The organism is Allobosea thiooxidans, assembly GCF_900168195.1.
Classification (GTDB): domain Bacteria; phylum Pseudomonadota; class Alphaproteobacteria; order Rhizobiales; family Beijerinckiaceae; genus Allobosea; species Allobosea thiooxidans.
Window position 1 is genome coordinate 21,804 of sequence record NZ_FUYX01000022.1, and the last position, 20,810, is coordinate 42,613.

Consider the following 20,810-nt stretch of genomic DNA (forward strand, 5'->3'; position numbering starts at 1 on the left):
TCGAACCAGAGTGAACCGACATGACGGCTGCCTTCACCATCCGCCTCGACGACGAGATGCTGGCCAAGCTCGACGCGCTCGCTGCCGACACCGATCGCTCGCGGAGCTGGCTCGCCACCAAGGCGATCGAGACCTATGTCGAGCTGAATGCCTGGCAGGTCGAGCAGATCAAGGCCGGCCTGGCCGAGGCCGATCGCGGGGAATTTGTGACCGAGGCAGATCTCGATGCGATCGAGGCTGAGATTCAGGCCAAGATCGACCGACAATGAGGATTGTCTGGACGCCGAGAGCCCAGCGCAATCTGCGCGATGCGGCACGCTACCTGACGCAGTTCAACCCGTTTGCCGCCCTGTCGATGATCCGCACGATCCGCGCCGCGCCGACGCAACTCCTCCACCACCCGGCCAGCGGCCGGCCGGGGCGCATCGAAGGCACGCGTGAACTCGTCGTTCCCGGAACTTCGTACGTCCTGCCCTACCGCGTCCGTGACGGCCGTGTCGAAATCCTCGCGGTTCTCCACACCTCCCGGCAATGGCCGGACCAGCTCTGAAAGACCGATTGCCTCATGCGCTCCCTTCAGCTCCATGGCGACCGTGACCTCCGCCTCGAAGAGATCGAGCCGCCGCCACCGCCTGCTCCGGGCGAGGTGCAGATCCGCATCAGGGCGGTGGCGCTGAACTATCTCGACCTCTGGGGCTTTCGCGGCATGGCCTTCGCCAAGCGCAAGATGCCGCAGGCGGCCGGCGTCGAGGCAGCGGGCGAGATCGTCTGCGTCGGCGAGGGCGTCGAGGGCTTCGCGCCCGGCGATGTCGTCACCGCCTATGGCGCCGATACCTGCGGCCAGTGCAAGGCCTGCCGCGAGGGGCGCGACAATCTCTGCGAGAACGTCGCCGGCATCATGGGCTTTCATATCGACGGCTTCGCCCGCGAATTGCTCAACCGCCCGGCCCGCTTGACCATCAAGGCGCCGAAGGGCGTCTCCTTCGAGGATGCCGCCTGCGCACCGATCGGCTTCGGCACGGTCCAGCACATGCTCTTCGACAATGCGAGGCTCGAACCCGGCGAGTCGGTTCTGGTTCATGCCGGCGGCTCCGGCATCGGCACGGCGGCGATCCTGATGGCCAAGGCGATCGGCTGCACGGTCTATACGACGGTCGGCGACGACGAGAAGGGCGCCAAGGCCAAGGCGCTCGGCGCCGACCATGTCATCAACTACCGCGAGGACCGCTTCGAGGGCGTGGTGCGCAAGCTCACCGGCCGCAAGGGCGTCGACGTCGTCTTCGAGCATGTCGGTGCCGACACCTGGAACGGCTCGCTGCTCTGCCTGAAGCGCGGCGGCCGCCTCGTCACCTGCGGCGCGACCTCCGGTCCCTCGGCGACGATCAACCTGATGCAGCTCTTCCAGCAGCAATACCGCATCACCGGCTCCTTCGGCTGCCGCATCGAGAACATCGCCCAGTCGCTGGAGAAGATGGCCGGCGGCATGAAGCCCGTGATCGATTCGGTCTTCCCGCTCGCGGAATTCGAGAAGGGTCTTGCCCGTATCGAGGGCCGGCAGGTCTTCGGCAAGGTCGTCATCGCCTTCTGAGCGGAGCGGCCCGCGCCGGCGCAAGACTTGACGTCGGCGCGATCCTGCCCCAGATCGCGCCTTCAAGGCCCGGTCTTGCTCTCGGCACGGGCGAGATTGAGGCTGGACCGAACTTGAGACGATTGAAGGGTGTCGCCGCGCGCATCGGCGCGGCGGTCATGATCGGCGTGATCCGGGCGCTGTTCGCGTTCCTGCGCCTGCTCGGCCCCGAGCGCTCGAGCAATCTCGGGGGCTGGCTGCTGCGCGCCGTAAGCCCCCTGGTCCCGGTCAACCGGGTCGCGCTCGCCAATATCCGCGCGGCCTTCCCCGATATGGGAGAGGCGGAGGTCAAGCGCATCGCCCGCGCCGCCTGGGAGAATCTCGGCCGCACCGCCGCCGAATACGCGCATCTCAAGGCGCTGTTCGACTACGACTACCACGACCCCGACAAGCCCTCCCGCGTCGAGGTGGCAGGCATCGAGCATTTCATCGCGCTCAAGGACGACGACAAGCCCGGGCTGATCTTCTCGGCCCATCTGGCGAATTGGGAGCTGCCGGCGATCTGCGCCGCGACCTACGACCTCGAGACCACCGCCGTCTTCCGCGCGCCGAACGACCCCGCCATCGCGGCGGTGGTCCATGAGATCCGTTCCGGCGCCATGGGCGGGCTGGCAGCGGCGAAGCAGGGCGCAGCCTTCGCCATGCAGGGCGTGCTCGAGAATGGCGGCCATCTCGGCATGCTGATCGACCAGCACTTCACCCGCGGCGTGGTGGTGCCCTTTCTCGGGCGCCCCGCGCTGACCAACCCGATCATGGGCAAGTTCGCCCGCCGCTTCGAGTGCCCGGTCCATGGCGTGCGCGTCATCCGCCTGCCGAACCACCGCTTCCGCATCGAGTTGACGCCGCCGCTCGACCTGCCGCGCGGCGCCGACGGCGAGATCGACGTCCAAGGAGCGATGGCGATGATGACCGCGGTGGTCGAAGGCTGGGTGCGCGAATACCCGGAGCAATGGCTTTGGATGCACCGCCGCTGGCGTCCGAACATGATCTCGGCCGCGGCGCTGGCCCAATCCGATCACGCCCGCGCGACCCTGCCCGTTTTCAAGGCAACGTGATTTCCCTCCAGGGCGAATTGCTGGCTTTGGTAACCTCCGGAAAACACATCGCCCTCAAAGTCGAGATCATGCTCCCTGTCCTGCGCCAATCCGCTGCGACCGTCGCCGTGCTCATCTTCGGTGCAACGGCCGCCCTCGCGCAGACGGCCGGCAAGGCGCCGAAGGCGGTGCTCGAGCTCTTCACCAGCCAGGGCTGCTCCTCCTGCCCGCCCGCCGACGCGCTGATCGTCGAGCTGGCGAAGGACCCGGAGCTGATCGCGCTGACCCTGCCCGTGACCTATTGGGACTATCTCGGCTGGAAGGACACGCTCGGGAAGGATTCCTTCGCCAGGCGCCAGAAATTCTACGCCAAGGCCCGGGGAGACGGCCAGGTCTATACGCCGCAGGTCGTCATCAACGGCGCCGCTCATGCCGTGGGCTCGGAGAGACCCGAGATCGAGAAGGCGATCGGCCAGCTCGCCACACCCGGTTTCGCCGCGCAGCTCACCCTGAAGGAGGACAATGGCAGCCTTCAGATCCGCATTGCCCCGACGCGCGCCGTCACGGAGGCCGCCGGTGTCTGGATCGTGCCGACGACCCGCCAAGCTTCGGTTCCGATCACGCGCGGCGAGAACGAGGGCAAGACGCTGTCCTACGCCAATGTCGTGCGCGGCATGGTCCGCGTCGGCGACTGGGACGGCAAGGAGACGACGCTGAGCGCCCCGTTGAGCGCGACCCAGGCCCAGGATGCCGACGGCTATGTCGTGATCGTCCAGGCCGAGCGCCCAGGCAAGCATGGCTTCATGATGCCCGGCGCCATCCTCGCCGCCGCCAAGGGCCTGGCAGCACGCTGAAGCCCGGCGCCGCGGGAGCCTCTACAGCAGGATGACCTTGTTGGAGAGTTCGTCGACATCGCCGGGCACCGGCGGTGCGTGCCGGGCAAGTTCGGCCCCGACGGCGTCGACCGCCTTGATCAGGCCCTCGGTCAGCCTGTCCTCCCGCGCCGCCGCCAGCAGCGCCTCGATGATGCCGCGCCAGACGCCGTCATCGACCAGCCCGTCGATCCCGGTATCCGCCAGCACCTCGGCATAGCGCTCCTGCAGGGCGATATAGAGCAGCACGCCGGTGCGCCCCTTGGTCCGGGTCAGCCCGCGCGCCGTGAACTCGCGCAGCGCCGCCTCATGCGCCCGCCGGCGCTTGACGAAACCCGGGACGAAGCGCCCGCCGCGACCGTACCAGAGCAAGGTCCCGAGCAGGGCGGCGGCGCAGAACAGCTGGATCATGAAGATCCGCTGCGCGCTCATCGCCGAAAGCGAGAGCAGCGGCCATGGCACGAACAGCGCAAGCGCAAGCGCCATCACCACCGGCACGGTGCGATAGCTCGACGCCGCCCGGTCGATCACGACGACGATCTCGCCCGCCGTCTGCAGCTCGGCGCGCCGTACCGCCTCGGCGATCGCGTCCCTGTCGGCAGCATCCATCACCAGTCTCCCGAAGCCCCGCCCCCGCCCGAGGAGCCGCCGCCACCCGAAAATCCGCCGCCGCCCGAGCTCCAGCCGCCTCCGCCGCCGCTCCAGCCCGAGCCGGAACCCGTGCTCCAGCCCGTGCTCTGCGGCAGCGTGACCCACTGCCCGTTGCGCAGGCGATGCCGCCGGGTTCCACCCTGCTGGCTCAGGCCGCGCAGGAAGGCGACGATGAACAGGAAGATCACGAACATCGCGATGATGACGGCGATGTCCTCGCCGAGCGTGCTCTCGTCGGAACGGACCTCGGCGCGCCGCTGCCATTCCTCGGCATCGCCGGCGAGGATGGTCAGGATTGCGTCGACGCCCGCCTCGATGCCCCCGGCGAAGTCGCCGGTCTTGAACTTCGGCGCGATCGCCGTGGTGATGATGACCTTGGAGAGCGCGTCGGTCAGCGCCCCCTCGACGCCGTAGCCGACCTCGATGCGGACCTTGCGCTCCTTCGGCGCGACGATCAGCAGCACGCCGTTGTTCCTGGCCTTCTGGCCGAGCTGCCAATGCCGGAACAGGCCGTTGGCGAAATCCTCGATCGTCACATCCTGCAGCGAGGGCACCGTCGCGACCACGACCTGGTCCGAGGTCTTGTCCTCATGCGCCTTGAGCTTGTCCTCGAGCCGCTGCCGCACGTCCGGCGCGAGCAAATTGGCGCCGTCGACGACCCGGCCGCTGAGGGCCGGATAGGCCAGTTCGGCGGCGAAGGCCGGCAGGACGCAGACCAGCAGGAACAAGGTCGCGATCGCGCGCAGCACCGTCATTCCCGGGCGAAGCGGAACGTCGCCCCGGGAGCTCCCGGCAAGAGATGCTCGGGTCTGGCCCTGGCATGACGGCCTTGTCGACATCACCCGCGCTCGGTCGACAGCCTCAGAACTTCACCGCAGGCGGCCGCTCGGCCCCGGCCGTGGCGGTGAAGGTCTCCATCGGCTTGGCGCCCCAGAACAGCTTCGCCCAGATCACGCCCGGGAAAGTGCGGATCTCGGTGTTGAAGGCCTGCACCGCCTGGATGTAGTCGCGCCGCGCCACGGCGACCCGGTTTTCGGTGCCTTCGAGCTGCGACTGAAGCGCGAGGAAGTTCTGGTTCGACTTCAGCTCCGGATAGCGCTCCACCGTGACGAGCAGCCGCCCGAGAGCGCCGGTGAGCTGGTTCTGCGCGTCCTGGAATTCCTTGAACTTGACGGGATCGTTGACGGTCGAGGCGTCGACCTTGACCTGCGTCGCCTTGGCGCGCGCCTCGATCACCGCCGTCAGCACCTCGCGCTCCTGGGCCGCATAGCCCTTCACGGTCTCGACCAGATTCGGGATCAGGTCGGCCCGCCTCTGGTACTGGTTCTGCACCTCGGACCAGGCCGCTTTCGCCTTCTCCTCCAGTGTCGGCACGTTGTTGTAGCCGCAACCGGCGACAGCGATGCCGATCAGACCCAGGACGAGCCAGGCCAGCGGACGACGGAAACGGGCAGAAAACGACATGCCGAAAACCCCTTTTGGCAGTGTCAGGATGGTTCGATTCGGAACTCTACCTGTCGCGGCCCGCCCCTCCAAGCTGGCAAGCGGCTGCGAATGACCTATCCTGCACGCCTGCCGCGGAGATTTGCCCATGCGCCTGGCTCTTATCCTGCCTCTCGCCGCCGTCCTGGCGGCGACCCAGCCCGCCTTTGCCCAGCAGCTCGCCCCCGCGCCCGAGGCGGCAACCGGACGCGCCGCGAGGGCGCTCGGCACCGCCCAGCGCTTCATGGCGGCGGCGGCCAACCCGCTCGCCGCTTCGGCCGGCCGCGACATCCTGCGCGCCGGAGGCAGCGCGACGGACGCGGCCATCGCGATCCAGCTCGTGCTCAACCTGGTCGAGCCGCAAAGCTCCGGCATTGGTGGCGGCGCCTTCTTTGTCCATTGGGACGAAGAAGACCGCAAGGTGACGACGCTCGATGGGCGCGAGACAGCGCCGGCGGCGGCAAGGCCCGACCGCTTCATGAAGGACGGCAAGCCGATGCCGTTCCGGGAGGCGGTGGTCGGCGGCCGTTCCGTCGGCGTGCCGGGGACGCTGAAGCTTCTGGAGGATGCGCATCGCCGCTGGGGCAAGCTGCCCTGGGCCGATCTGATCGCGCCGGCCCTCAAGCTCGCCGAGGAGGGCTTCGCGATCTCGCCGCGCCTCAACGGGCTGCTCGCGGGCGAGGCCAGCCTGCCGAAGAACCCGCTCGCTGCCGCCTATTTCTACGAGCCCGACGGCAAGGCCAAGGCCGTCGGAACCCTCCTGAGGAACCCGGCCTTCGCCGCGACGCTGCGCGCCGTCGCAGCCCAGGGTGCGAAGGCCCTCTATGAAGGGCCGATCGCGGAGGACATCGTCGCGACGGTGACGGGCCACCCCACCAATCCCGGCGATATGACGCTGGCCGATCTCGCTGCCTACAGGATCGAGGAGCGCGAGCCGGTCTGCGGCGGCTACCGGATCTGGCGCCTCTGCGGCATGGGGCCGCCGAGCTCGGGCGCCGTCGCCCTCCAGCAAATGCTCGGCATCCTGGAGGCGCAGGACCTGCGCCGGAGCGGCCCCGGGGCCGAGGCGGCGCATTGGTTCAGCGAAGCCGGCCGGCTCGCCTTCGCCGACCGTGCCCTCTATCTCGCCGACCCCGCCTTCTTCAGCGTGCCGGTGCGCGGCCTGATCGACCGCGACTATATCCGCTCGCGCGCCCAGCTGATCAGCCCGGAACGCTCGATGGGCAAGGCGAAGGCCGGCGATCCACCGCATCGGCGCGCCGGGCTCATCGCCCCCTCGGAGGGCATCGAGAACGGCACCAGCCACATCTCGGTGGTCGATGCCGACGGCAACGCCGTCGCGATGACGACGACGATCGAGGACGGATTCGGCTCGCGCCTGATGACGAAGGGCGGCTTCCTTCTCAACAACGAGCTGACCGACTTCAATTTCGCTCCGGAAGAGGACGGCAAGCCCGTCGCCAACCGCGTCGAGCCCGGCAAGCGGCCGCGTTCCTCGATGGCGCCGACGCTGGTCTTCGACGCCTTCGGCCGTCTCTACGCCGTCGTCGGTTCGCCCGGCGGCAGCCAGATCATCGGCTATGTCGCCAAGACGCTCGTTGCGCTGCTCGACTGGAAGATGGACCCGCAACAGGCGGTGGATTTCGGCAATTTCGGCAGCCGCAATGGCCCGACAGAGCTGGAGAAGGGCACGGAAGCGGAAGGCTGGAAGGCTGCGCTCGAAGCCAAGGGCCATGAGGTCCGGCTGCTGGAGATGACCTCAGGCACGCAGGCCATCGTCAAGACGCCGGAAGGTTTCCTCGGCGGCGCCGACGGGCGGCGCGAGGGCGTGGCGATCGGCGACTGAGCCCGCTCAGGGCTGGGCCGGGCGCTCGCCGCCGGCCTGTCGCCCGGCGATCAGCCAATAGACGAAGCCCGTCGCCGCCCCGACCAGGAAGAGCCCGGAGATGATCTGGATCTCGGCGGGGCTGGGCGCTCGCGACAGACGCAGCATGGCGAGCGGCAGCAGCGCCGCCAGCAGGCCGGTGAACCCGCTCTGCAGCAGCCCGCTGCGCAGCCGGAAGAGCTCGCTGCCGATCGCGACCAGCACGACCGGCACGACGATGATCGCAAGCCCCAGTCGGCCGATCAGCGCGAAGGCGGCCTGCGCCGCCGGCGCCGGGTCGATGCCGCTCTCGGCGAGCCCGAACAGGATGTCGACCAGCCGTTCGATGCCGCCGCCGATCAGCAGCGCCACCGCCGGCGAAGCGACGCTCGCCATGGCGAGGAAGAACATCCCGGCCCCCATCGCGACGATGCAGGCGAAGGGGATCAGAAGGATCCAGCGCAGCAAGGCTTACTCCGCGGCCACCGCAGGCGCAGCCGCCTGTGCCTCGTCCAGCATCAGCCGAGCGCGGGCGGAGAGCTTCTCGGTTTCGCTCTTGAGCTGGCCGCAGGCGGCGAGGATGTCGCGCCCTCGCGGGGTGCGGACCGGCGAGGCGTAGCCGGCGCGGAACACGATCTCGGAGAAGCGCTCGATCCGATCCCAGTCCGAGCATTCGTATTTCGTGCCGGGCCAGGGGTTGAACGGGATCAGGTTTATCTTGGCCGGGATGCCCTTGAGCAGCCGGACGAGCTCGCGCGCCTCGGCGTCGGAATCGTTCACGCCCTTGAGCATGACGTATTCAAACGTGATCCGTTTCGCATTCGAGAGGCCGGGATAGTTCCGGCAGGCCTCGAGCAGATCCTTGATCGGATACTTCTTGTTGAGCGGCACCAGCTCGTTGCGCAGATCGTCGCGCACCGCATGCAGCGAGATCGCCAGCATCGTGCCCATCTCAGCCCCGAGCGGGCCGATCTGCGGCACGACGCCCGAGGTCGAGACGGTGATGCGCCGGCGCCCGAGCGACAGGCCCTGATCGTCGGTAATCACGTCGATCGCGTCGCGCACGCCGTCGAAATTGTAGAGCGGCTCGCCCATGCCCATGAAGACGATGTTCGAGACGAAGCGCCCGCCATCATTCGGCACGAAGGCGCCTTCCGGGGGCTTGCGGTTCGGGAAATCGCCGAGGCGCTCCCGCGCGACCATCAGCTGCGCGACGATCTCCTCGGTCTTGAGGTTGCGCACGAGGCGCTGCGTGCCGGTGTGGCAGAAGGTGCAGGTCAGCGTGCAGCCGACCTGGCTGGAGACGCAGAGCGTGCCGCGGTCGACCTCGGGAATATAGACGCACTCGATCTCGGCGCCACGGTCATGCGGGCCGGTCGAGGGCATGCGCATCAGCCATTTGCGCGTGCCGTCGGTCGAGACCTGCTCGGCGGTGACGCTCGGCAGGTCGAGCGAGAAATGCTCGGCGAGCTGACCACGCAGCCCCTTGCCGATCGTCGTCATCGCGTCGAATTCACGCACGCCGTAATGATAGATCCAGTTCCAGAGCTGGCCGACGCGCATGCGCCGCTCCTTCTCGGGAACGCCGATCTCGGCCAGCGCCTCGGCCATGCCGGCGCGGGTGCGCCCGACAAGCGAGGGGCGTCGCAAAACGGGTTCGGCCGCCGGGGCGGCGGTAGCGGAAACGGTCACGGTCATCGGAGCTCTGTCGTCGCCCATCGGAAAAGGCGCGGGATTTCGCCGCTCCCTACCACAATTATGGGAAAACCGGAAATCGCTTCCCGCCGTCATTCTCGGGCGGAGCGAAGCGGTGAACCGAGAAACTCCGGACGAGAAGGCGCCTGCGGCTCCTTCCGGAACGAGATGCCCGGGCCAAGCCCGAGCATGACGCGCCTCCGGAGCTTGGCCGCATGGCCTCGCTGATCGACCTTACTTGCAGGCGTCTTCGGCCCGCTTCACGATCTGGCTGATGCCGGCGAGAGAGTATTTGTCACTGGTCGGATTACCCTTCTTCGAGGTGCCTTTGATTTCGAGCCCGGCGCCACGACGCATCGCGTCGAGCATGCGCGGCTCCTCGGCCGGGTTCTTCAGCCACATGTTCTGGCCCTTGGCGACCAGCGCGAAGCGCTCGTTGCCGATGATGGCCTGATGCTCGACGCCTTCCTTGACGTCGAAATTCATGACGAAGCTGATCTCGTTGCGCACGCCCTCGCCGGGGCGGTTGGAGACGAAGAGCAGCCCCTCGACATCCTTGAGGTTGGCCGGCAGCCGGGCCTCCGCCTTGGACAGCGCATAGCAGACCTTGGAGCGGCCCTGCTGCGACGAGAAGGCCTGCCACTTGCCGGCCGTTTCCAGCAGCATGGCCTGCCCCTGCCCGGGGGTGGCGGCAGCAGCCGTGGCGGCCGGCTTGGCGCGCTGGGCCGCGGCATCGCTCGGCATCAGCACGACGGCCGCGCTACCCGCCAACAGGGCGGCAACAGCCAGACGGAACACAGCGGCTTGGGGGGTGCGGAAGAACGAGCTGATCATGGACCGCCATCAGTCACTAAAAATCTTAACACCGCGTTCACCACCTGAAGAGAAGGCGGAGCCGCGCGGGGCGGCGGCATAGAGTGTCACGATCCTGGCGAAAATGCGAATGGCGCCGTGACACCGCGGTTCCGCGTGAGGAGCACCCATGGCACAATCCTGCGGAAGAAACGGCGACGGCGGATCGACGATGAAGGCACTGCTCTGCGAACGTCACGGCCCGGCCGAAGATCTCGTGATCCGTGACCTGCCCGAGCCGAAGCCCGGGCCCGGCGAGGTCGTCGTCGCCGTCACGGCGGCCGCGCTCAATTTCTTCGACACGCTGATCATCAGGGGGCGCTACCAGACGAAGCCGGCCTTCCCGTTCTCGCCCTGTGCCGAATGCGCCGGCACGATCGCGGCCATCGGCGATGGCGTCTCCGGCTGGCAGGTCGGCGAGCGGGTCGCGGCCTGGCTCGGCTTCGGCGCGGCGCGCGAGAAGGTCGTGGTCCCCGCCGAGGCGCTCCTGCGCGTGCCGGACCGTCTCGACGACGCGCAGGCGGCGGGTCTGTTCGTCACCTATGGCACCGCCATGCACGGGCTGATCCAGCGCGCCCGCCTCAAGCCCGGCGAAACCCTGGCCATCCTCGGTGCTTCCGGTGGGGCGGGTCTGGCCGCGGTGGAGATCGGCGCGCTGCTCGGCGCCCATGTCATCGCCTGCGCCTCCTCCCCCGACAAGCTCGCGCTCGCCCGCGAGCACGGCGCGCAGGAGGAGGTCGACTACGGCCGGCACGAGATCCGGGGCAGCCTGAAGAAACTCACCGGCGGGCGCGGCGTCGACGTGCTCTACGACACGGTCGGCGGCGAGCTCGCCGAGCCGGCCCTGCGCGCCATGGCCTGGGAAGGCCGCTATCTCGTCGTCGGGTTCGCCGGTGGCGAGGTCCCCAAGATCCCGCTCAACCTGCTGTTGCTCAAGGGCTGCGACCTGCGCGGCGTCTTCTGGGGGGAATTCGTCCTGCGCGAGCCCGCCGCGCATCGGCGCAACATGGAGCGCCTCCTCGACTGGGCGGCGAGCGGCCATATCCGCGCCCATGTCCATGCGACCTTCCCGCTCGAGCGCTGGACCGAGGCCTATGCCCTGATCGGAGACCGCAAGGCCAAGGGCAAGGTCGTGCTGACGCTGTAGATCGGTCCACGTCATTCTCGGGCGAAGCAAAGCTTCGACCCGAGAAACTCGGGGCGAGAAGGCACTGGTTTCCGAGAGGCTCGGGTCAAGCCCGGGCGTGACGCCGCTGGATCAAAGCTCCGCCAGCACCTGCTTCGCCCGTTCACGGTGCTCGACCGTGATTGAGCCGGCCACCGCCGCGATCGCCGCGGCGATCACTGCCGCATCGTCGGTGAAGCCGAAGAGCGGCATGATGTCCGGCAGCGCATCGACCGGCAGCACGAAATAGCCGAGCGCGGCGAGCAGCGTCATCCGCACACGCCGCGGCGTCGCCGGATCGCGCGCGCAAAACCACGCCGCCAGCAGATCCTCGGCGAAGGGAATGCGTTTCGCGACGCGCTTCAGCCGCCCCATGAAGTCGGCGCCGAACTTCGCTTCGTCGCGTAGGCTCTTGCGGATCGCCTCCATCTCCTCGCGGCTGAAGCGGGCGCTGAACCCCTCGGTCATTCCTGTCTTGCTCCTTGGCGCCTGGGGACGCCGATGATCGCGCGCTCCCGATCGGCGCGCCATGTCGAAAGATGGCCCCGTCGCAATCCTGCACAAGAGGCCTGCCGGAAAACCCGCTTGGAGCGGCGCGAAACGCCCTCTAAACCGGGTTCAGGACCAGAATGGACGGGAAACGCATCATGAAGCTCGATTCCTCCCTCGCCGCGATCGTGACCGGCGGTGCCTCCGGCCTCGGCGAGGCGACCGCCCGCATGCTCGCGGGTGAGGGCGTCAAGGTCGCGCTGCTCGACCTCAATGCCGAGCGTGGCGAGGCGATCGCGAAGGAGATCGGCGGGGTCTTCTGCACTTGCGACGTGACCAATGAGGCCTCGGTGGACGAGGCGCTGGCCAAGGCGCGCGCCGCCCATGGCATCGCTCGCATCATCGTGAACTGCGCCGGCATCGCGCCCGGCCGCCGCGTCGTCTCGAAGAAGCGCGACACTGGCGAGCTCGTCGCCCATGACCTCGCCACCTTCGAGAAGGCGGTCGCGATCAACCTGACCGGGACCTTCCGTGTCATCGCCAAATCGGCGGTGGCGCTCGCCGGCCTTGATCCCGTTACCGCCGATGGCGGGCGCGGCGTCATCATCTGCACGGCTTCGGTCGCGGCCGAGGACGGCCAGATCGGCCAGGCGGCCTATGCCGCCTCCAAGGCCGGCGTCGCCGGCATGACGCTGCCGATCGCGCGCGATCTCGCCGGCATCGGCATCCGCGTCGTCACCATCCTGCCCGGCCTGTTCGAGACGCCGATGTTCGCCGGTCTTCCCGAGGAGGCGAAGGCCTCGCTCGCCGTCTCGGTGCCGCACCCCTCGCGCCTCGGCAGGCCGGCGGAATATGCCGCGCTGGCCCGCAGCATCGTCGAGAACGACATGCTGAACGGCACCACGATCCGCCTGGACGGCGCGATCAGGCTGGCGCCGAAATAGCGCGGTACCTGTCTTCAACGAGCTCGCAATCACGGGGAGGCTTTCATGAAGCCCCTACCGTTCGAAAAGCGCCACAAGGACGGGAGCCTCTGGGCACGCGGCCAGACGCTGGACGATGGACCCACCGGCTATTGGGAGTGGTTTCGCAAGGATGGGACGAAGCTGCGCTCCGGCCATTTCGACAAGGGCGAGCAGGTCGGCGAATGGACCACCTATGATTCGGCCGGCCGCGTCTACAAGGTGACGCAGATGCGCCGGGCCGAGGGCTGAGCCGCGCATCCGCCACCGTCAGAGAATGCGATAGACCTCGCCGGCGCTGCGGTCCCGGTAGAGGTCCACCCGCTCGCCGTTCCAGTGATAGTCGAGATGCCGCCCCTGCACCGGATGGCCGGCGCCGTCGGGATAGAACAGGCCGGCGCATTCGCCGCCGGGGGAACGCACGCTCGGATAGACGATCCCCTCCGCACCCGCATCGCGGAGCCGGCCTCCGAGTACCTGGGACGCCGCGTAGCTGTCCGGATCGAGCAGCGCCGCCGCCTCGTCGCCGCTTCTGCGCAGATCGTGCAGCGCGGCGTCGATGTCGAGCACGATCTCGCGGAACTGCGAGGTCCAGCCCTGCGGTTGGGACGTCGCCCGCATGAAGCGGGAATGGTGGTGGATCGTCTCCAGCAGCGCGACCTCGAAGCGGTCGGCGACATAGAGCACACCGAAGCTGCCGTCGCTGAAGCGGCTCGGCCGGTCCGGGCTGACATGGGTGAAGGGCGCCATCAGCCAGCTCGCGCCCGGCCCCGACACGCGCCGCTCCGCCGGTACCAGATCGAGATTGCCGATCGTCTCCATCAGGCGCGGATTGGTCTTCTGCTCCGCCGCGATCAGCAGCGGCCAGTCGGCCGGATCGGCGATATCCTCGAACAGGTCGATCGGCGGGAAGATGCTGCGGATGATCCGGACCGCACCGTGCCACTCGATCTCCGCGACCGGCAGGCTCGCCGGGTCGATCACCAGGCGCCTCGCTCGGCATCGAGCAGGCGGCGCACCCGCATCAGGTCGGTGAGCTCGCCGCCAAGCATCACATCCAGCGCTGACTTCCCGCCGAAATCGGCATTGGCCCGCTTGATCCAGTCATAGCCGCGCTGCGGCTCGGTGAAGATCAGCCGCAGCGCCTTGTGGATGCCCATCAGGTTCGAGAGTCGGGCCTTGCCGTCGCGCGAGATGCGCCCGAGCTCGCCGGCTTTCCAGCGCCGGTAGGTCCTGACCGGCAGATCGATCAGCACCGCCGCCTCGTCGTCGGTGATCCGCCAGAGCCGGAACAGGTTCACGGCGGCGCGGAACATCGCCGCCGCCTCGTCATCGCTGATCGGATCGGGGACGAAGTCGCGCTGGGCCGTCTCGATGCGCAGCAGGGCCGACATGGCGTTGCTCTCCATTTGGCATAAAATGGAGATAATTTTGCCAAATGGCAAGAGGCATGCCCTCCTGCCGCTGTCGAAACCGTCATTGCGAGCGCAGCTTCGTCGCTTCGCTCCTCGCAATGATGCTGCCGCCTGCCCGAAAGCAGGCTGCCTATTCCTCCGTCTTCGCCGGCTTGATCTCGTGCTTCAGGATCAGCGGCGTCTGGGCCAGGGCGAAGGCCATGGTCAGCGGCATCACGCCCCAGACCTTGAAGGCGACCCAGAAATCCTGCGTCTGCGTGCGCCAGACCACCTCGTTCAGCACCGCCAGGACGAAGAAGAACAGCCCCCAGCGGAAGGTCAGCTTGCGCCAGCCCTCCTCGTCGAGCTGGAGCACCGTCTCCAACACCAGCGACAGCAGCGGCCGGCCGAAGAGCAGCCCGCCGAGCAGGACCGAGCCGAACAGCGTGTTCACGATGGTCGGCTTCACCTTGATGAAGAAGGCGTCGTCCAGCGCCAGCGTCAGCCCGCCGAAGACTGTCACAACGACGGCATTCACGATCGCCATGCGCGGCAGATAACCCATCAGCGCCCGCGACAGCGCCAGCGCCACCAGCGAGGCGACGATGAAGATGCCGGTCGCGACGAAGATGCGCCGATCCTCCGCGACGCCGAGCAGGCGGTCGCCATAGGAATTGGCGAAGAAGAAGATCGCCAGCGGCCCGAATTCCAGGGCGAGCTTGAGCAGGGGGCTGACCGTCTTGCCCTTGGCTGCCTTGACCGGAACCTGCTGTGTCGTCTCGCTCACGCCGCCTCTCCCAATCCCGCCACGGCGCGGGCGAAATCGCGCGCCGAGAACGGCTCCAGATCCTCGACGCTCTCGCCGACGCCGATGAAATGCACCGGCAGCCCGAATTGTGCCGCCAGCGCCACCAGGATGCCGCCGCGCGCCGTGCCGTCGAGCTTCGTCATCACCAGCCCGGTGACGCCCGCCGTCTCGCGGAAGGCCTCGACTTGGCTGATCGCGTTCTGGCCGACGGTGGCGTCGAGCACGAGCAGCGCCGCATGTGGCGCGCTCGGATCCTGCTTGCGGATCACGCGGACCACCTTGGCGAGCTCGTCCATCAGCCCCTGCTTGTTCTGCAGCCGACCGGCCGTATCGACCAGCAGCACGTCGGTGCCATTGGCCTTCGCCTTCTGCAGCGCCTCGAAGGCGAGGCCGGCAGCGTCGGCGCCCTGTTGCCCGAAGACGACCTCGGCGCCGGTGCGCTCGCCCCAGACCCGCAATTGCTCGATCGCGGCGGCGCGAAAGGTGTCGCCGGCGGCCAGCATCACCGATTTGCCCTCGGCCCGGAACTTCGCCGCGAGCTTGCCGATCGTCGTGGTCTTGCCGGAGCCATTGACGCCGACCATCAGGAGCACGAACGGCTTTTTCGTGGCGTCGATCGCCAGCGGCAGCGCCACCGGCGTCAGAATCGTCTCGACCTCACGCGCCAGGATCGCCTTCACCTCAGCCGGCTCGATCTGTTTGTCGTAGCGGCCGTCGCCAACCGCCCTGGCGATCTTCGCCGAGGTGGCGAGGCCGAGATCGGCCTGGATCAGGATGTCCTCGAGATCCTCGAGCGTTCCGGCATCGAGCTTGCGCTTGGTGAAGAGGTCGGTGATCCCCGTCGTCAGCGCCGAGGAGGTGCGCGACAGCCCCTCCGTCAGCCGGCGCCACCAGCTCCGCTTCGGCTGCGGCGCGGGCGCAGGTGAGGGAGCAGGCTCCGGAACGGCAACCGGTTCGGGCTGCGGAACGACGGCGATTTCGGGTTCCGGTTCCGGCTCCACGGGCAGCGGAGCGATTTCGACCGGAAGGGCCGGCGAAACCGGTTCGAGGGCCGGCGTCTCGGCGACAGGAGCCTCCGCCTCGGCAACCGGCGCAGCGACGGCCTCATCGGCTTCCGGCTTCGGCGCCTCGACGGACTCAGCCACCTGTTCCGGAGTCGGTACCGGCTGGGCCGGCTGCTCGTCGCGTCCGAACAGCCTCGAAAAGAAGCCGCGTTTCTTCGGTTCGGTCTCGCTCATCGCCATCCTGTCTACGGTTCGGCGGGCAACTCCGGTTGCCCGCCGGGCCGGCTTCGTCCGAGCGCGTTCCGCGAAAGTGGCGAGCACTTCTGCGAGAGGAACGCGCTCCGACAGCTTTTTGTCTCTGCGCGAATTCTTGTCGCTCGACCATTCCGGTCGAATGGAAAGCGCGCTATCGCAATGCCATGGCAAGGCCGGACCGACCAGAGAATTCGCAAGCACCGGGGCAAAACGACGCCGAGCTGCCGGTGCCGCTACTCTATCGCGACGCCATGATGCTCGTCATCGACAAGCCCGCCGGCCTGCCCGTCCATAGCGGCCCGCCGGCGCAGCGCCGTTCCATCCCGGTGCTCACCGACCATCTCGACGCCCTGCGCTTCGGCCTGCCGCGCCGGCCGGAAGCGGCGCACCGGCTCGACAAGGACACCTCCGGCTGCCTCGTGCTCGGCCGGCATCCGCGCGCCATGGCCGAGCTCAACCAGATGTTTCGCGACGGCCGGATCGGCAAGACCTATTGGGCGATCGTGCAGGGCGAGCCTGCGCTGGACGAAGGGCTGATCGACCTGCCCCTCGGCCGTCGCTCGCCCGAGCGCGGCTGGTGGATGAAGGTCGACCCCGCCGGCCTGCCCTCGCAGACACGTTATCGAGTCCTGGGTCGCGGCCACGATGGGGCCGGGCCGATTGCCTGGCTCGCCATGGAACCGCTGACCGGCCGCACCCACCAGCTGCGCGTGCACTGCCAGGCTTCCGGCTGGCCGATGCTCGGCGACGAAATCTACGGCACCGCGCCGCGCGAGGGCGGCCCCGGCCTTCAGCTTCACGCGCGCGCCGTGACGATCCCACTCTACAAGAAGCGCGAGCCGATCGCCGTAACGGCCCCGCCTCCACCGCATATGCTGGCGGCATTGCAGGCCTGCGGCTGGCACCCTTCGGACTGAGACCGCTCAGCTCGCCAGGGCGTCGATCGCCCGCGCCAGCTTCACGTCGAGCTCGGTGAGCCCGCCGGCATCGTGGGTGGCGAGCGTCACCTCGACCGTGCGGTAGACGTTCGACCATTCCGGGTGATGGTTCATTGCCTCGGCCAGCAGGGCGACCCGCGTCATCCAGCCGAAGGCCTCGCTGAAATCGCGGAAGACGAAGCGCCGCGTGATCGCCTCGCGGCTTTGCACCAGCTTCCAGCCGGTCAGCGTCGCCAGCGCCTCGGCCTGCGCCTCGGGAGAGAGTCGTTTCGGTCGGGTCATCGGCGAATCTCCCGTGGCAGGCGATTCGGATAGGACGGGCCGAGCGGATAGGCCGCCTCCAGCACATAGGGGCCGCCGCCGATCGAATCGCGCGAGGACATCAGCGCGACGCGACGCGCCGTGAAACTGATCGGCCGCACGATCGGGTGCAGGCTGAGATAATGCGCGACCTCCGTCGGCGCCGTATCGCGCAGCCGCGCCAGCGTGACATGCGGCACAAATTTGCGGCCTTCCGCCGGCAGGCCGATACGACGCATCTGCCGCTCGACGTCGACTTGCAGATCGGTCAGCGCCTTTGTCGGCGCCGCCCGGGCGAAGACCGCACGTGGCTTGTCGCCGCCGAAGCTGCCCAGCGCATCGAGCGTCACCTCGAACGGATAGGCGGTGAGATCGGAGAGCATGTGGTCGACGTCGTTCGCCATGCGCCGGTCGACATCGCCCAGGAAGCGCAGGGTGATGTGGTAGTCGGCTGGCTCGATCCAGCGAGCACCCGACAGGCCGCCGCGATGCAACGTCAGCTCGGATGCGACATCGGCGGGAATTTCCAGAGCGATGAACAGCCTCGGCATGAACGAATCCCTGCCAAGCAATTGTGACTCTGGCGAGACGGTAGGCGCGAAGCCGGCTCAAGGGAATTGTTTTTGCACTGCCATCGCATTCCCATCCCGCGCCGTCATCCTGGGCGAGCCGCGAAGCGGCGTCGATCCGGGATCCATGCCGGAGCGCTTCCGATGGAGGTTCAGGCATGGATCCCGGGTCGACCTGCGGCGCCCGGGATGACCCCGTTCAGGTCGAAAACAAGCCGTTACGGGCAGGGATTGCCGACGAGCTGATGGATCGCGTCGATCTTCGCCTCGACCTCGGGCGAAAGCTTGAGGTCGATCGAGGCGATATCGGTCCTGAGCTGCTCCATCGAGGTCGCGCCGATGATGTTGGCGGTCACGAAGGCGCGGCTGTTGACGAAGGCGAGCGCCATCTGCGCCGGATCGAGCCCGGCCTCGCGCGCCACGGCGATGTAGCGCCTGGTCGCCTCCTCGGCGCCGGCCGTCTGATAGCGCTGGCCGCGGTCGAACAGCGTCGTGCGCGCTCCCGCCGGGCGGGCGCCGTCGAGATATTTGCCGGTGAGGTAGCCCTGCGCCAGCGGCGAATAGGCGAGCAGGCCGACATCCTCGCGGATCGCGACCTCGGCAAGCGCCGTCTCGAAGGTGCGGTTGAGGAGGTTGTAGGCATTCTGGATCGATTGCACGCGCGGCGTGCCGCGGAGTTCGGAATCCGTCACGAAGCGCATCGTGCCCCAGGCGCTTTCGTTGGAGAGGCCGAGATGGCGGATCTTGCCGGCCTTGACCAGCTCGCCGAGGGCGTCGAGCTGCTCCGGGATCGAGGCTTCGTCGGCCGAGCGCTCATAGGCCGAAGCCGCAAAGCGCGTCGGGTTCGAGCCCCAGGGCACCGGCCGCTCGGGGAAATGCAGCTGGTAGAGGTCGATATAGTCGGTCTGCAGCCGCTTCAGGCTCTTCTCGACCGCCTCGAAGATCTGCTTGCGCGTCAGCCGCGTCGGGCTGCCGTCATCGCGGAACCAGGTGTTGCCGCCCCGTCCGCAGACCTTCGACGCCAGGATGATCCTGTCGCGGTTGCCGCGGGCCTTGAACCAGCTGCCGATGATCCGCTCGGTCGAGCCCTGCGTCTCCGGCTTCGGCGGGATCGAGTAGAGCTCGGCGGTGTCGAAGAAATTGACGCCTTGCCCGACGGCATAGTCCATCTGGGCGTGGCCTTCGGCCTCGCTGTTCTGCTCGCCCCAGGTCATGGTTCCCAAGCAGATCACCGAGACCTTGAGATCGGTGCGTCCGAGACGGCGATATTCCATGGAAAAGCAACTCCGGAAGCGGGGCCGGCGGGCGGCGATGCGAGATTCGGGGATCGCCGCGCGGAGAGCCCGCGGACGGATCAGGACCTGGGCGGCAGGCTGGCGATGAAGCGCTCGACCGTCGGCAGGATGTTCCGGACGATGACGTTGACGCCTTCGGCCGTGGGGTGAAGCCCATCCGCCTGGTTCAGCGTGCGGTCGCCCGCGATGCCTTCCAAGAAGAAGGGGTAAAGCACCAGCCCGTGCTTTTCCGCAAGCTCGCGATGGATCGCGTCGAAGCGTTTCGCGTAATCGGCTCCGAGATTGCGCGGCGCGTACATGCCGGCGAGCATCACCGGGATCCCGCGCTCCTTCAGGCGGGTGATCATCGCCTCCAGCGCTTTGCGCGTCTGGTCCGGATCGACGCCGCGCAACGCGTCGTTGGCGCCGAGTTCGAGGATGACGCCGTCAGTCCCATCCGGCACCGACCAGTCGAGCCGCTCGAGCCCGCCCTGCGTCGTGTCGCCGGAGACGCCGGCGTTCACGATCTCGACAGCGACGCCCTTCTGACGCAGGGCCTGCTCCAGCACGGCCGGAAAGGCGGCGCTGCCCGGCAGATTATAGCCCGCGGAGAGCGAATCGCCGAAGACGACGAGCTTCAGCGACCGCGCGGCAGCCGGGCTGGAACTGGAGGCTTGGGCATTGGCCATGGCATGGGAACCGAGGAGAAACAGCAAGGCCATGGCGAAAATCGCCGCAGCCGATTGGACAAGCGCGAAACCGCGCCCATATCGGCGCAGACCCCTTCGCGGCGCCTCGCAGGCCCGCTGGGGCCGCGACGACGGTGTTCCGACCGGGACGGCGATGGAAGCGTAAGTCAGGATCATGGCGTGATGAGCGAGAAGGCCGCCCCGGCGATCGAGTTGCAGGATGTCCATCTGAGTTTGGGGCGCGGCGCCGCCCGCGTCCATATCCTCAAGGGCGTCTCGGTGTCGCTGGCCGATGGCGAGGCGACCGGCCTCGTCGGTCCCTCCGGCTCCGGAAAGTCGACCTTGCTGATGACCATGGCCGGGCTGGAGCGCCCCGATTCCGGGCTCGTCAAGGTTGCCGGCCAGGATCTCGGCGCGCTCGACGAAGACGGGCTCGCCGTCTTCCGCGGCAAGCATATCGGCATCGTCTTCCAGTCCTTCCATCTGGTCCCGACCATGACGGCGCGCGAGAACGTGGCGCTGCCGCTGGAACTCGCCGGCCATCCCGACGCCTTCAGCCGCGCCGAAGCGGAACTCCGCAATGTCGGCCTCGGCCAGCGCATGGACCATTATCCGGCCCAGCTCTCCGGCGGCGAGCAGCAGCGCGTCGCCATCGCGCGGGCCGTCGCGCCGGATCCCGCGATCCTCGTCGCCGACGAGCCGACCGGAAATCTCGACGAGGCGACCGGCCGCGCCATCGTCGATCTGATCTTCGCGCTGAAGCGCGAGCGCGGCGCGACGCTGGTGCTGGTCACGCATGATCTGTCGCTCGCCGCGCTCTGCGAACGCACGGTCAGGCTGCGCTCCGGCGTGATCGAGGCCGAGGCCGAGATGGCGGTCGCCTGAC

Annotated in this window: 26 protein-coding genes; 11 read left to right on the top strand and 15 right to left on the bottom strand. The window is 68.1% G+C overall.

Features of this window, described 5'->3' with window-relative positions:
• Positions 1-20: 20 nt before the first annotated feature.
• The 5 genes from B5Y19_RS24290 to B5Y19_RS24310 all read left to right on the top strand — a co-directional run bounded on the left by B5Y19_RS24290 (position 21) and on the right by B5Y19_RS24310 (position 3,515).
• Positions 21-269, top strand: coding sequence for a CopG family ribbon-helix-helix protein (locus B5Y19_RS24290; RefSeq protein ID WP_055730690.1), 249 nt, complete (start codon positions 21-23; stop codon positions 267-269).
• Entirely contained in the window at positions 266-550 is a 285-nt protein-coding gene (locus B5Y19_RS24295; protein WP_055730689.1) for a type II toxin-antitoxin system RelE/ParE family toxin, read from the top strand. The genes B5Y19_RS24290 and B5Y19_RS24295 overlap by 4 nt, the downstream gene beginning before the upstream one ends.
• Positions 551-565: 15 nt before the next feature.
• Positions 566-1,588: a zinc-binding dehydrogenase gene (locus B5Y19_RS24300; protein WP_055730688.1), complete on the top strand. Its 1,023-nt coding sequence runs from the start codon at positions 566-568 to the stop codon at positions 1,586-1,588.
• A gap of 158 nt (positions 1,589-1,746) precedes the next feature.
• Complete coding sequence (locus tag B5Y19_RS24305) at positions 1,747-2,682, top strand: lipid A biosynthesis lauroyl acyltransferase (RefSeq protein ID WP_055730714.1); 936 nt, start codon at positions 1,747-1,749, stop codon at positions 2,680-2,682.
• A gap of 68 nt (positions 2,683-2,750) precedes the next feature.
• Positions 2,751-3,515: a DUF1223 domain-containing protein gene (locus tag B5Y19_RS24310; RefSeq protein WP_055730687.1), complete on the top strand. Its 765-nt coding sequence runs from the start codon at positions 2,751-2,753 to the stop codon at positions 3,513-3,515.
• A 21-nt stretch (positions 3,516-3,536) separates the two neighbouring features.
• Here the strand turns inward: B5Y19_RS24310 and B5Y19_RS24315 are convergent, their stop codons facing one another.
• The 3 genes from B5Y19_RS24315 to B5Y19_RS24325 all read right to left on the bottom strand — a co-directional run bounded on the left by B5Y19_RS24315 (position 3,537) and on the right by B5Y19_RS24325 (position 5,648).
• The gene (locus B5Y19_RS24315; protein WP_055730686.1) at positions 3,537-4,142 is read right to left on the bottom strand and encodes a TPM domain-containing protein; all 606 of its coding nucleotides are present in this window, start codon (positions 4,140-4,142) and stop codon (positions 3,537-3,539) included.
• On the bottom strand, positions 4,142-4,939 hold the full coding sequence (locus B5Y19_RS24320) for a TPM domain-containing protein (protein ID WP_055730685.1): 798 nt from the start codon (positions 4,937-4,939) through the stop codon (positions 4,142-4,144). Before B5Y19_RS24320 ends, B5Y19_RS24315 begins: the two co-directional genes overlap by 1 nt.
• 106 nt (positions 4,940-5,045) lie before the next feature.
• A complete protein-coding gene (locus B5Y19_RS24325) occupies positions 5,046-5,648 on the bottom strand; it encodes a LemA family protein (protein ID WP_055730684.1) in 603 nt (200 codons plus the stop codon).
• A gap of 127 nt (positions 5,649-5,775) precedes the next feature.
• Between B5Y19_RS24325 and ggt the strand changes: the two genes are divergently transcribed.
• Positions 5,776-7,512 (top strand): gamma-glutamyltransferase, encoded by a 1,737-nt coding sequence (gene ggt, locus B5Y19_RS24330; protein WP_079592285.1) that lies wholly within the window; start codon positions 5,776-5,778, stop codon positions 7,510-7,512.
• A 6-nt stretch (positions 7,513-7,518) separates the two neighbouring features.
• Here the strand turns inward: ggt and B5Y19_RS24335 are convergent, their stop codons facing one another.
• The 3 genes from B5Y19_RS24335 to B5Y19_RS24345 all read right to left on the bottom strand — a co-directional run bounded on the left by B5Y19_RS24335 (position 7,519) and on the right by B5Y19_RS24345 (position 10,059).
• Positions 7,519-7,998 (bottom strand): hypothetical protein, encoded by a 480-nt coding sequence (locus tag B5Y19_RS24335; protein WP_055730682.1) that lies wholly within the window; start codon positions 7,996-7,998, stop codon positions 7,519-7,521.
• Positions 7,999-8,001: 3 nt separating this feature from the next.
• Positions 8,002-9,228, bottom strand: a complete 1,227-nt coding sequence (rlmN, locus tag B5Y19_RS24340; RefSeq protein ID WP_055730713.1) for a dual-specificity RNA methyltransferase RlmN — start codon at positions 9,226-9,228, stop codon at positions 8,002-8,004.
• Between the two features lie 231 nt (positions 9,229-9,459).
• On the bottom strand, positions 9,460-10,059 hold the full coding sequence (locus B5Y19_RS24345; RefSeq protein ID WP_055730681.1) for a hypothetical protein: 600 nt from the start codon (positions 10,057-10,059) through the stop codon (positions 9,460-9,462).
• Positions 10,060-10,249: 190 nt separating this feature from the next.
• Between B5Y19_RS24345 and B5Y19_RS24350 the strand changes: the two genes are divergently transcribed.
• Positions 10,250-11,224, top strand: a complete 975-nt coding sequence (locus tag B5Y19_RS24350; RefSeq protein WP_055730680.1) for an NADPH:quinone oxidoreductase family protein — start codon at positions 10,250-10,252, stop codon at positions 11,222-11,224.
• Positions 11,225-11,335: 111 nt separating this feature from the next.
• On the opposite strand, the gene B5Y19_RS24355 is transcribed toward B5Y19_RS24350, so the two are convergent.
• Positions 11,336-11,710, bottom strand: coding sequence for a YkvA family protein (locus B5Y19_RS24355; protein ID WP_055730679.1), 375 nt, complete (start codon positions 11,708-11,710; stop codon positions 11,336-11,338).
• 179 nt (positions 11,711-11,889) lie between these two features.
• On the opposite strand from B5Y19_RS24355, the gene B5Y19_RS24360 reads away from it, so the two are divergent.
• Complete coding sequence (locus tag B5Y19_RS24360; RefSeq protein ID WP_055730678.1) at positions 11,890-12,675, top strand: SDR family NAD(P)-dependent oxidoreductase; 786 nt, start codon at positions 11,890-11,892, stop codon at positions 12,673-12,675.
• Positions 12,676-12,720: 45 nt separating this feature from the next.
• Positions 12,721-12,945 (top strand): toxin-antitoxin system YwqK family antitoxin, encoded by a 225-nt coding sequence (locus B5Y19_RS24365; RefSeq protein ID WP_055730677.1) that lies wholly within the window; start codon positions 12,721-12,723, stop codon positions 12,943-12,945.
• A gap of 18 nt (positions 12,946-12,963) precedes the next feature.
• On the opposite strand, the gene B5Y19_RS24370 is transcribed toward B5Y19_RS24365, so the two are convergent.
• The 4 genes from B5Y19_RS24370 to ftsY all read right to left on the bottom strand — a co-directional run bounded on the left by B5Y19_RS24370 (position 12,964) and on the right by ftsY (position 16,133).
• Positions 12,964-13,677 (bottom strand): RES family NAD+ phosphorylase, encoded by a 714-nt coding sequence (locus B5Y19_RS24370; RefSeq protein ID WP_079592287.1) that lies wholly within the window; start codon positions 13,675-13,677, stop codon positions 12,964-12,966.
• Positions 13,674-14,087: an MbcA/ParS/Xre antitoxin family protein gene (locus B5Y19_RS24375; RefSeq protein ID WP_055730675.1), complete on the bottom strand. Its 414-nt coding sequence runs from the start codon at positions 14,085-14,087 to the stop codon at positions 13,674-13,676. Before B5Y19_RS24375 ends, B5Y19_RS24370 begins: the two co-directional genes overlap by 4 nt.
• Positions 14,088-14,238: 151 nt before the next feature.
• On the bottom strand, positions 14,239-14,874 hold the full coding sequence (locus tag B5Y19_RS24380; protein ID WP_055730674.1) for a septation protein A: 636 nt from the start codon (positions 14,872-14,874) through the stop codon (positions 14,239-14,241).
• Positions 14,871-16,133 (bottom strand): signal recognition particle-docking protein FtsY, encoded by a 1,263-nt coding sequence (gene ftsY / locus B5Y19_RS24385; protein ID WP_139384549.1) that lies wholly within the window; start codon positions 16,131-16,133, stop codon positions 14,871-14,873. The genes B5Y19_RS24380 and ftsY overlap by 4 nt, the downstream gene beginning before the upstream one ends.
• 272 nt (positions 16,134-16,405) lie before the next feature.
• On the opposite strand from ftsY, the gene B5Y19_RS24390 reads away from it, so the two are divergent.
• On the top strand, positions 16,406-17,071 hold the full coding sequence (locus B5Y19_RS24390) for an RluA family pseudouridine synthase (RefSeq protein ID WP_244555717.1): 666 nt from the start codon (positions 16,406-16,408) through the stop codon (positions 17,069-17,071).
• A gap of 6 nt (positions 17,072-17,077) precedes the next feature.
• On the opposite strand, the gene B5Y19_RS24395 is transcribed toward B5Y19_RS24390, so the two are convergent.
• From B5Y19_RS24395 to B5Y19_RS24410, 4 genes are all read right to left on the bottom strand, one after another.
• Entirely contained in the window at positions 17,078-17,374 is a 297-nt protein-coding gene (locus B5Y19_RS24395) for a 4a-hydroxytetrahydrobiopterin dehydratase (protein ID WP_055730671.1), read from the bottom strand.
• The gene (thpR, locus tag B5Y19_RS24400) at positions 17,371-17,943 is read right to left on the bottom strand and encodes an RNA 2',3'-cyclic phosphodiesterase (RefSeq protein WP_055730670.1); all 573 of its coding nucleotides are present in this window, start codon (positions 17,941-17,943) and stop codon (positions 17,371-17,373) included. Before thpR ends, B5Y19_RS24395 begins: the two co-directional genes overlap by 4 nt.
• Before the next feature lie 236 nt (positions 17,944-18,179).
• Positions 18,180-19,235: an aldo/keto reductase gene (locus tag B5Y19_RS24405; protein WP_055730669.1), complete on the bottom strand. Its 1,056-nt coding sequence runs from the start codon at positions 19,233-19,235 to the stop codon at positions 18,180-18,182.
• 80 nt (positions 19,236-19,315) lie between these two features.
• Positions 19,316-19,957, bottom strand: coding sequence for an arylesterase (locus B5Y19_RS24410; protein WP_079592289.1), 642 nt, complete (start codon positions 19,955-19,957; stop codon positions 19,316-19,318).
• 150 nt (positions 19,958-20,107) lie between these two features.
• Here B5Y19_RS24410 and B5Y19_RS24415 point away from each other — a divergent pair, with 150 nt between their 5' ends.
• On the top strand, positions 20,108-20,809 hold the full coding sequence (locus tag B5Y19_RS24415) for an ABC transporter ATP-binding protein (protein WP_055730667.1): 702 nt from the start codon (positions 20,108-20,110) through the stop codon (positions 20,807-20,809).
• The last annotated feature ends 1 nt before the right edge of the window (position 20,810 follow it).

What these genes read in the sequence shown, in the direction of transcription:
- B5Y19_RS24395 (WP_055730671.1), bottom strand. Translation starts at nt 17,374, where the DNA reads ATGACCCGACCGAAACGACTCTCTCCCGAGGCGCAGGCCGAGGCGCTG.
- B5Y19_RS24365 (WP_055730677.1), top strand. Translation starts at nt 12,721, where the DNA reads ATGAAGCCCCTACCGTTCGAAAAGCGCCACAAGGACGGGAGCCTCTGG.
- B5Y19_RS24345 (WP_055730681.1), bottom strand. Translation starts at nt 10,059, where the DNA reads ATGATCAGCTCGTTCTTCCGCACCCCCCAAGCCGCTGTGTTCCGTCTG.
- B5Y19_RS24305 (WP_055730714.1), top strand. Translation starts at nt 1,747, where the DNA reads ATGATCGGCGTGATCCGGGCGCTGTTCGCGTTCCTGCGCCTGCTCGGC.
- B5Y19_RS24320 (WP_055730685.1), bottom strand. Translation starts at nt 4,939, where the DNA reads ATGACGGTGCTGCGCGCGATCGCGACCTTGTTCCTGCTGGTCTGCGTC.
- B5Y19_RS24415 (WP_055730667.1), top strand. Translation starts at nt 20,108, where the DNA reads ATGAGCGAGAAGGCCGCCCCGGCGATCGAGTTGCAGGATGTCCATCTG.
- rlmN (WP_055730713.1), bottom strand. Translation starts at nt 9,228, where the DNA reads ATGACCGTGACCGTTTCCGCTACCGCCGCCCCGGCGGCCGAACCCGTT.
- B5Y19_RS24310 (WP_055730687.1), top strand. Translation starts at nt 2,751, where the DNA reads ATGCTCCCTGTCCTGCGCCAATCCGCTGCGACCGTCGCCGTGCTCATC.
- B5Y19_RS24390 (WP_244555717.1), top strand. Translation starts at nt 16,406, where the DNA reads ATGATGCTCGTCATCGACAAGCCCGCCGGCCTGCCCGTCCATAGCGGC.
- B5Y19_RS24375 (WP_055730675.1), bottom strand. Translation starts at nt 14,087, where the DNA reads ATGTCGGCCCTGCTGCGCATCGAGACGGCCCAGCGCGACTTCGTCCCC.
- B5Y19_RS24315 (WP_055730686.1), bottom strand. Translation starts at nt 4,142, where the DNA reads ATGGATGCTGCCGACAGGGACGCGATCGCCGAGGCGGTACGGCGCGCC.
- ftsY (WP_139384549.1), bottom strand. Translation starts at nt 16,133, where the DNA reads ATGAGCGAGACCGAACCGAAGAAACGCGGCTTCTTTTCGAGGCTGTTC.
- B5Y19_RS24300 (WP_055730688.1), top strand. Translation starts at nt 566, where the DNA reads ATGCGCTCCCTTCAGCTCCATGGCGACCGTGACCTCCGCCTCGAAGAG.
- thpR (WP_055730670.1), bottom strand. Translation starts at nt 17,943, where the DNA reads ATGCCGAGGCTGTTCATCGCTCTGGAAATTCCCGCCGATGTCGCATCC.
- B5Y19_RS24410 (WP_079592289.1), bottom strand. Translation starts at nt 19,957, where the DNA reads ATGGCCTTGCTGTTTCTCCTCGGTTCCCATGCCATGGCCAATGCCCAA.
- ggt (WP_079592285.1), top strand. Translation starts at nt 5,776, where the DNA reads ATGCGCCTGGCTCTTATCCTGCCTCTCGCCGCCGTCCTGGCGGCGACC.
- B5Y19_RS24405 (WP_055730669.1), bottom strand. Translation starts at nt 19,235, where the DNA reads ATGGAATATCGCCGTCTCGGACGCACCGATCTCAAGGTCTCGGTGATC.
- B5Y19_RS24355 (WP_055730679.1), bottom strand. Translation starts at nt 11,710, where the DNA reads ATGACCGAGGGGTTCAGCGCCCGCTTCAGCCGCGAGGAGATGGAGGCG.
- B5Y19_RS24325 (WP_055730684.1), bottom strand. Translation starts at nt 5,648, where the DNA reads ATGTCGTTTTCTGCCCGTTTCCGTCGTCCGCTGGCCTGGCTCGTCCTG.
- B5Y19_RS24360 (WP_055730678.1), top strand. Translation starts at nt 11,890, where the DNA reads ATGAAGCTCGATTCCTCCCTCGCCGCGATCGTGACCGGCGGTGCCTCC.
- B5Y19_RS24295 (WP_055730689.1), top strand. Translation starts at nt 266, where the DNA reads ATGAGGATTGTCTGGACGCCGAGAGCCCAGCGCAATCTGCGCGATGCG.
- B5Y19_RS24290 (WP_055730690.1), top strand. Translation starts at nt 21, where the DNA reads ATGACGGCTGCCTTCACCATCCGCCTCGACGACGAGATGCTGGCCAAG.
- B5Y19_RS24350 (WP_055730680.1), top strand. Translation starts at nt 10,250, where the DNA reads ATGAAGGCACTGCTCTGCGAACGTCACGGCCCGGCCGAAGATCTCGTG.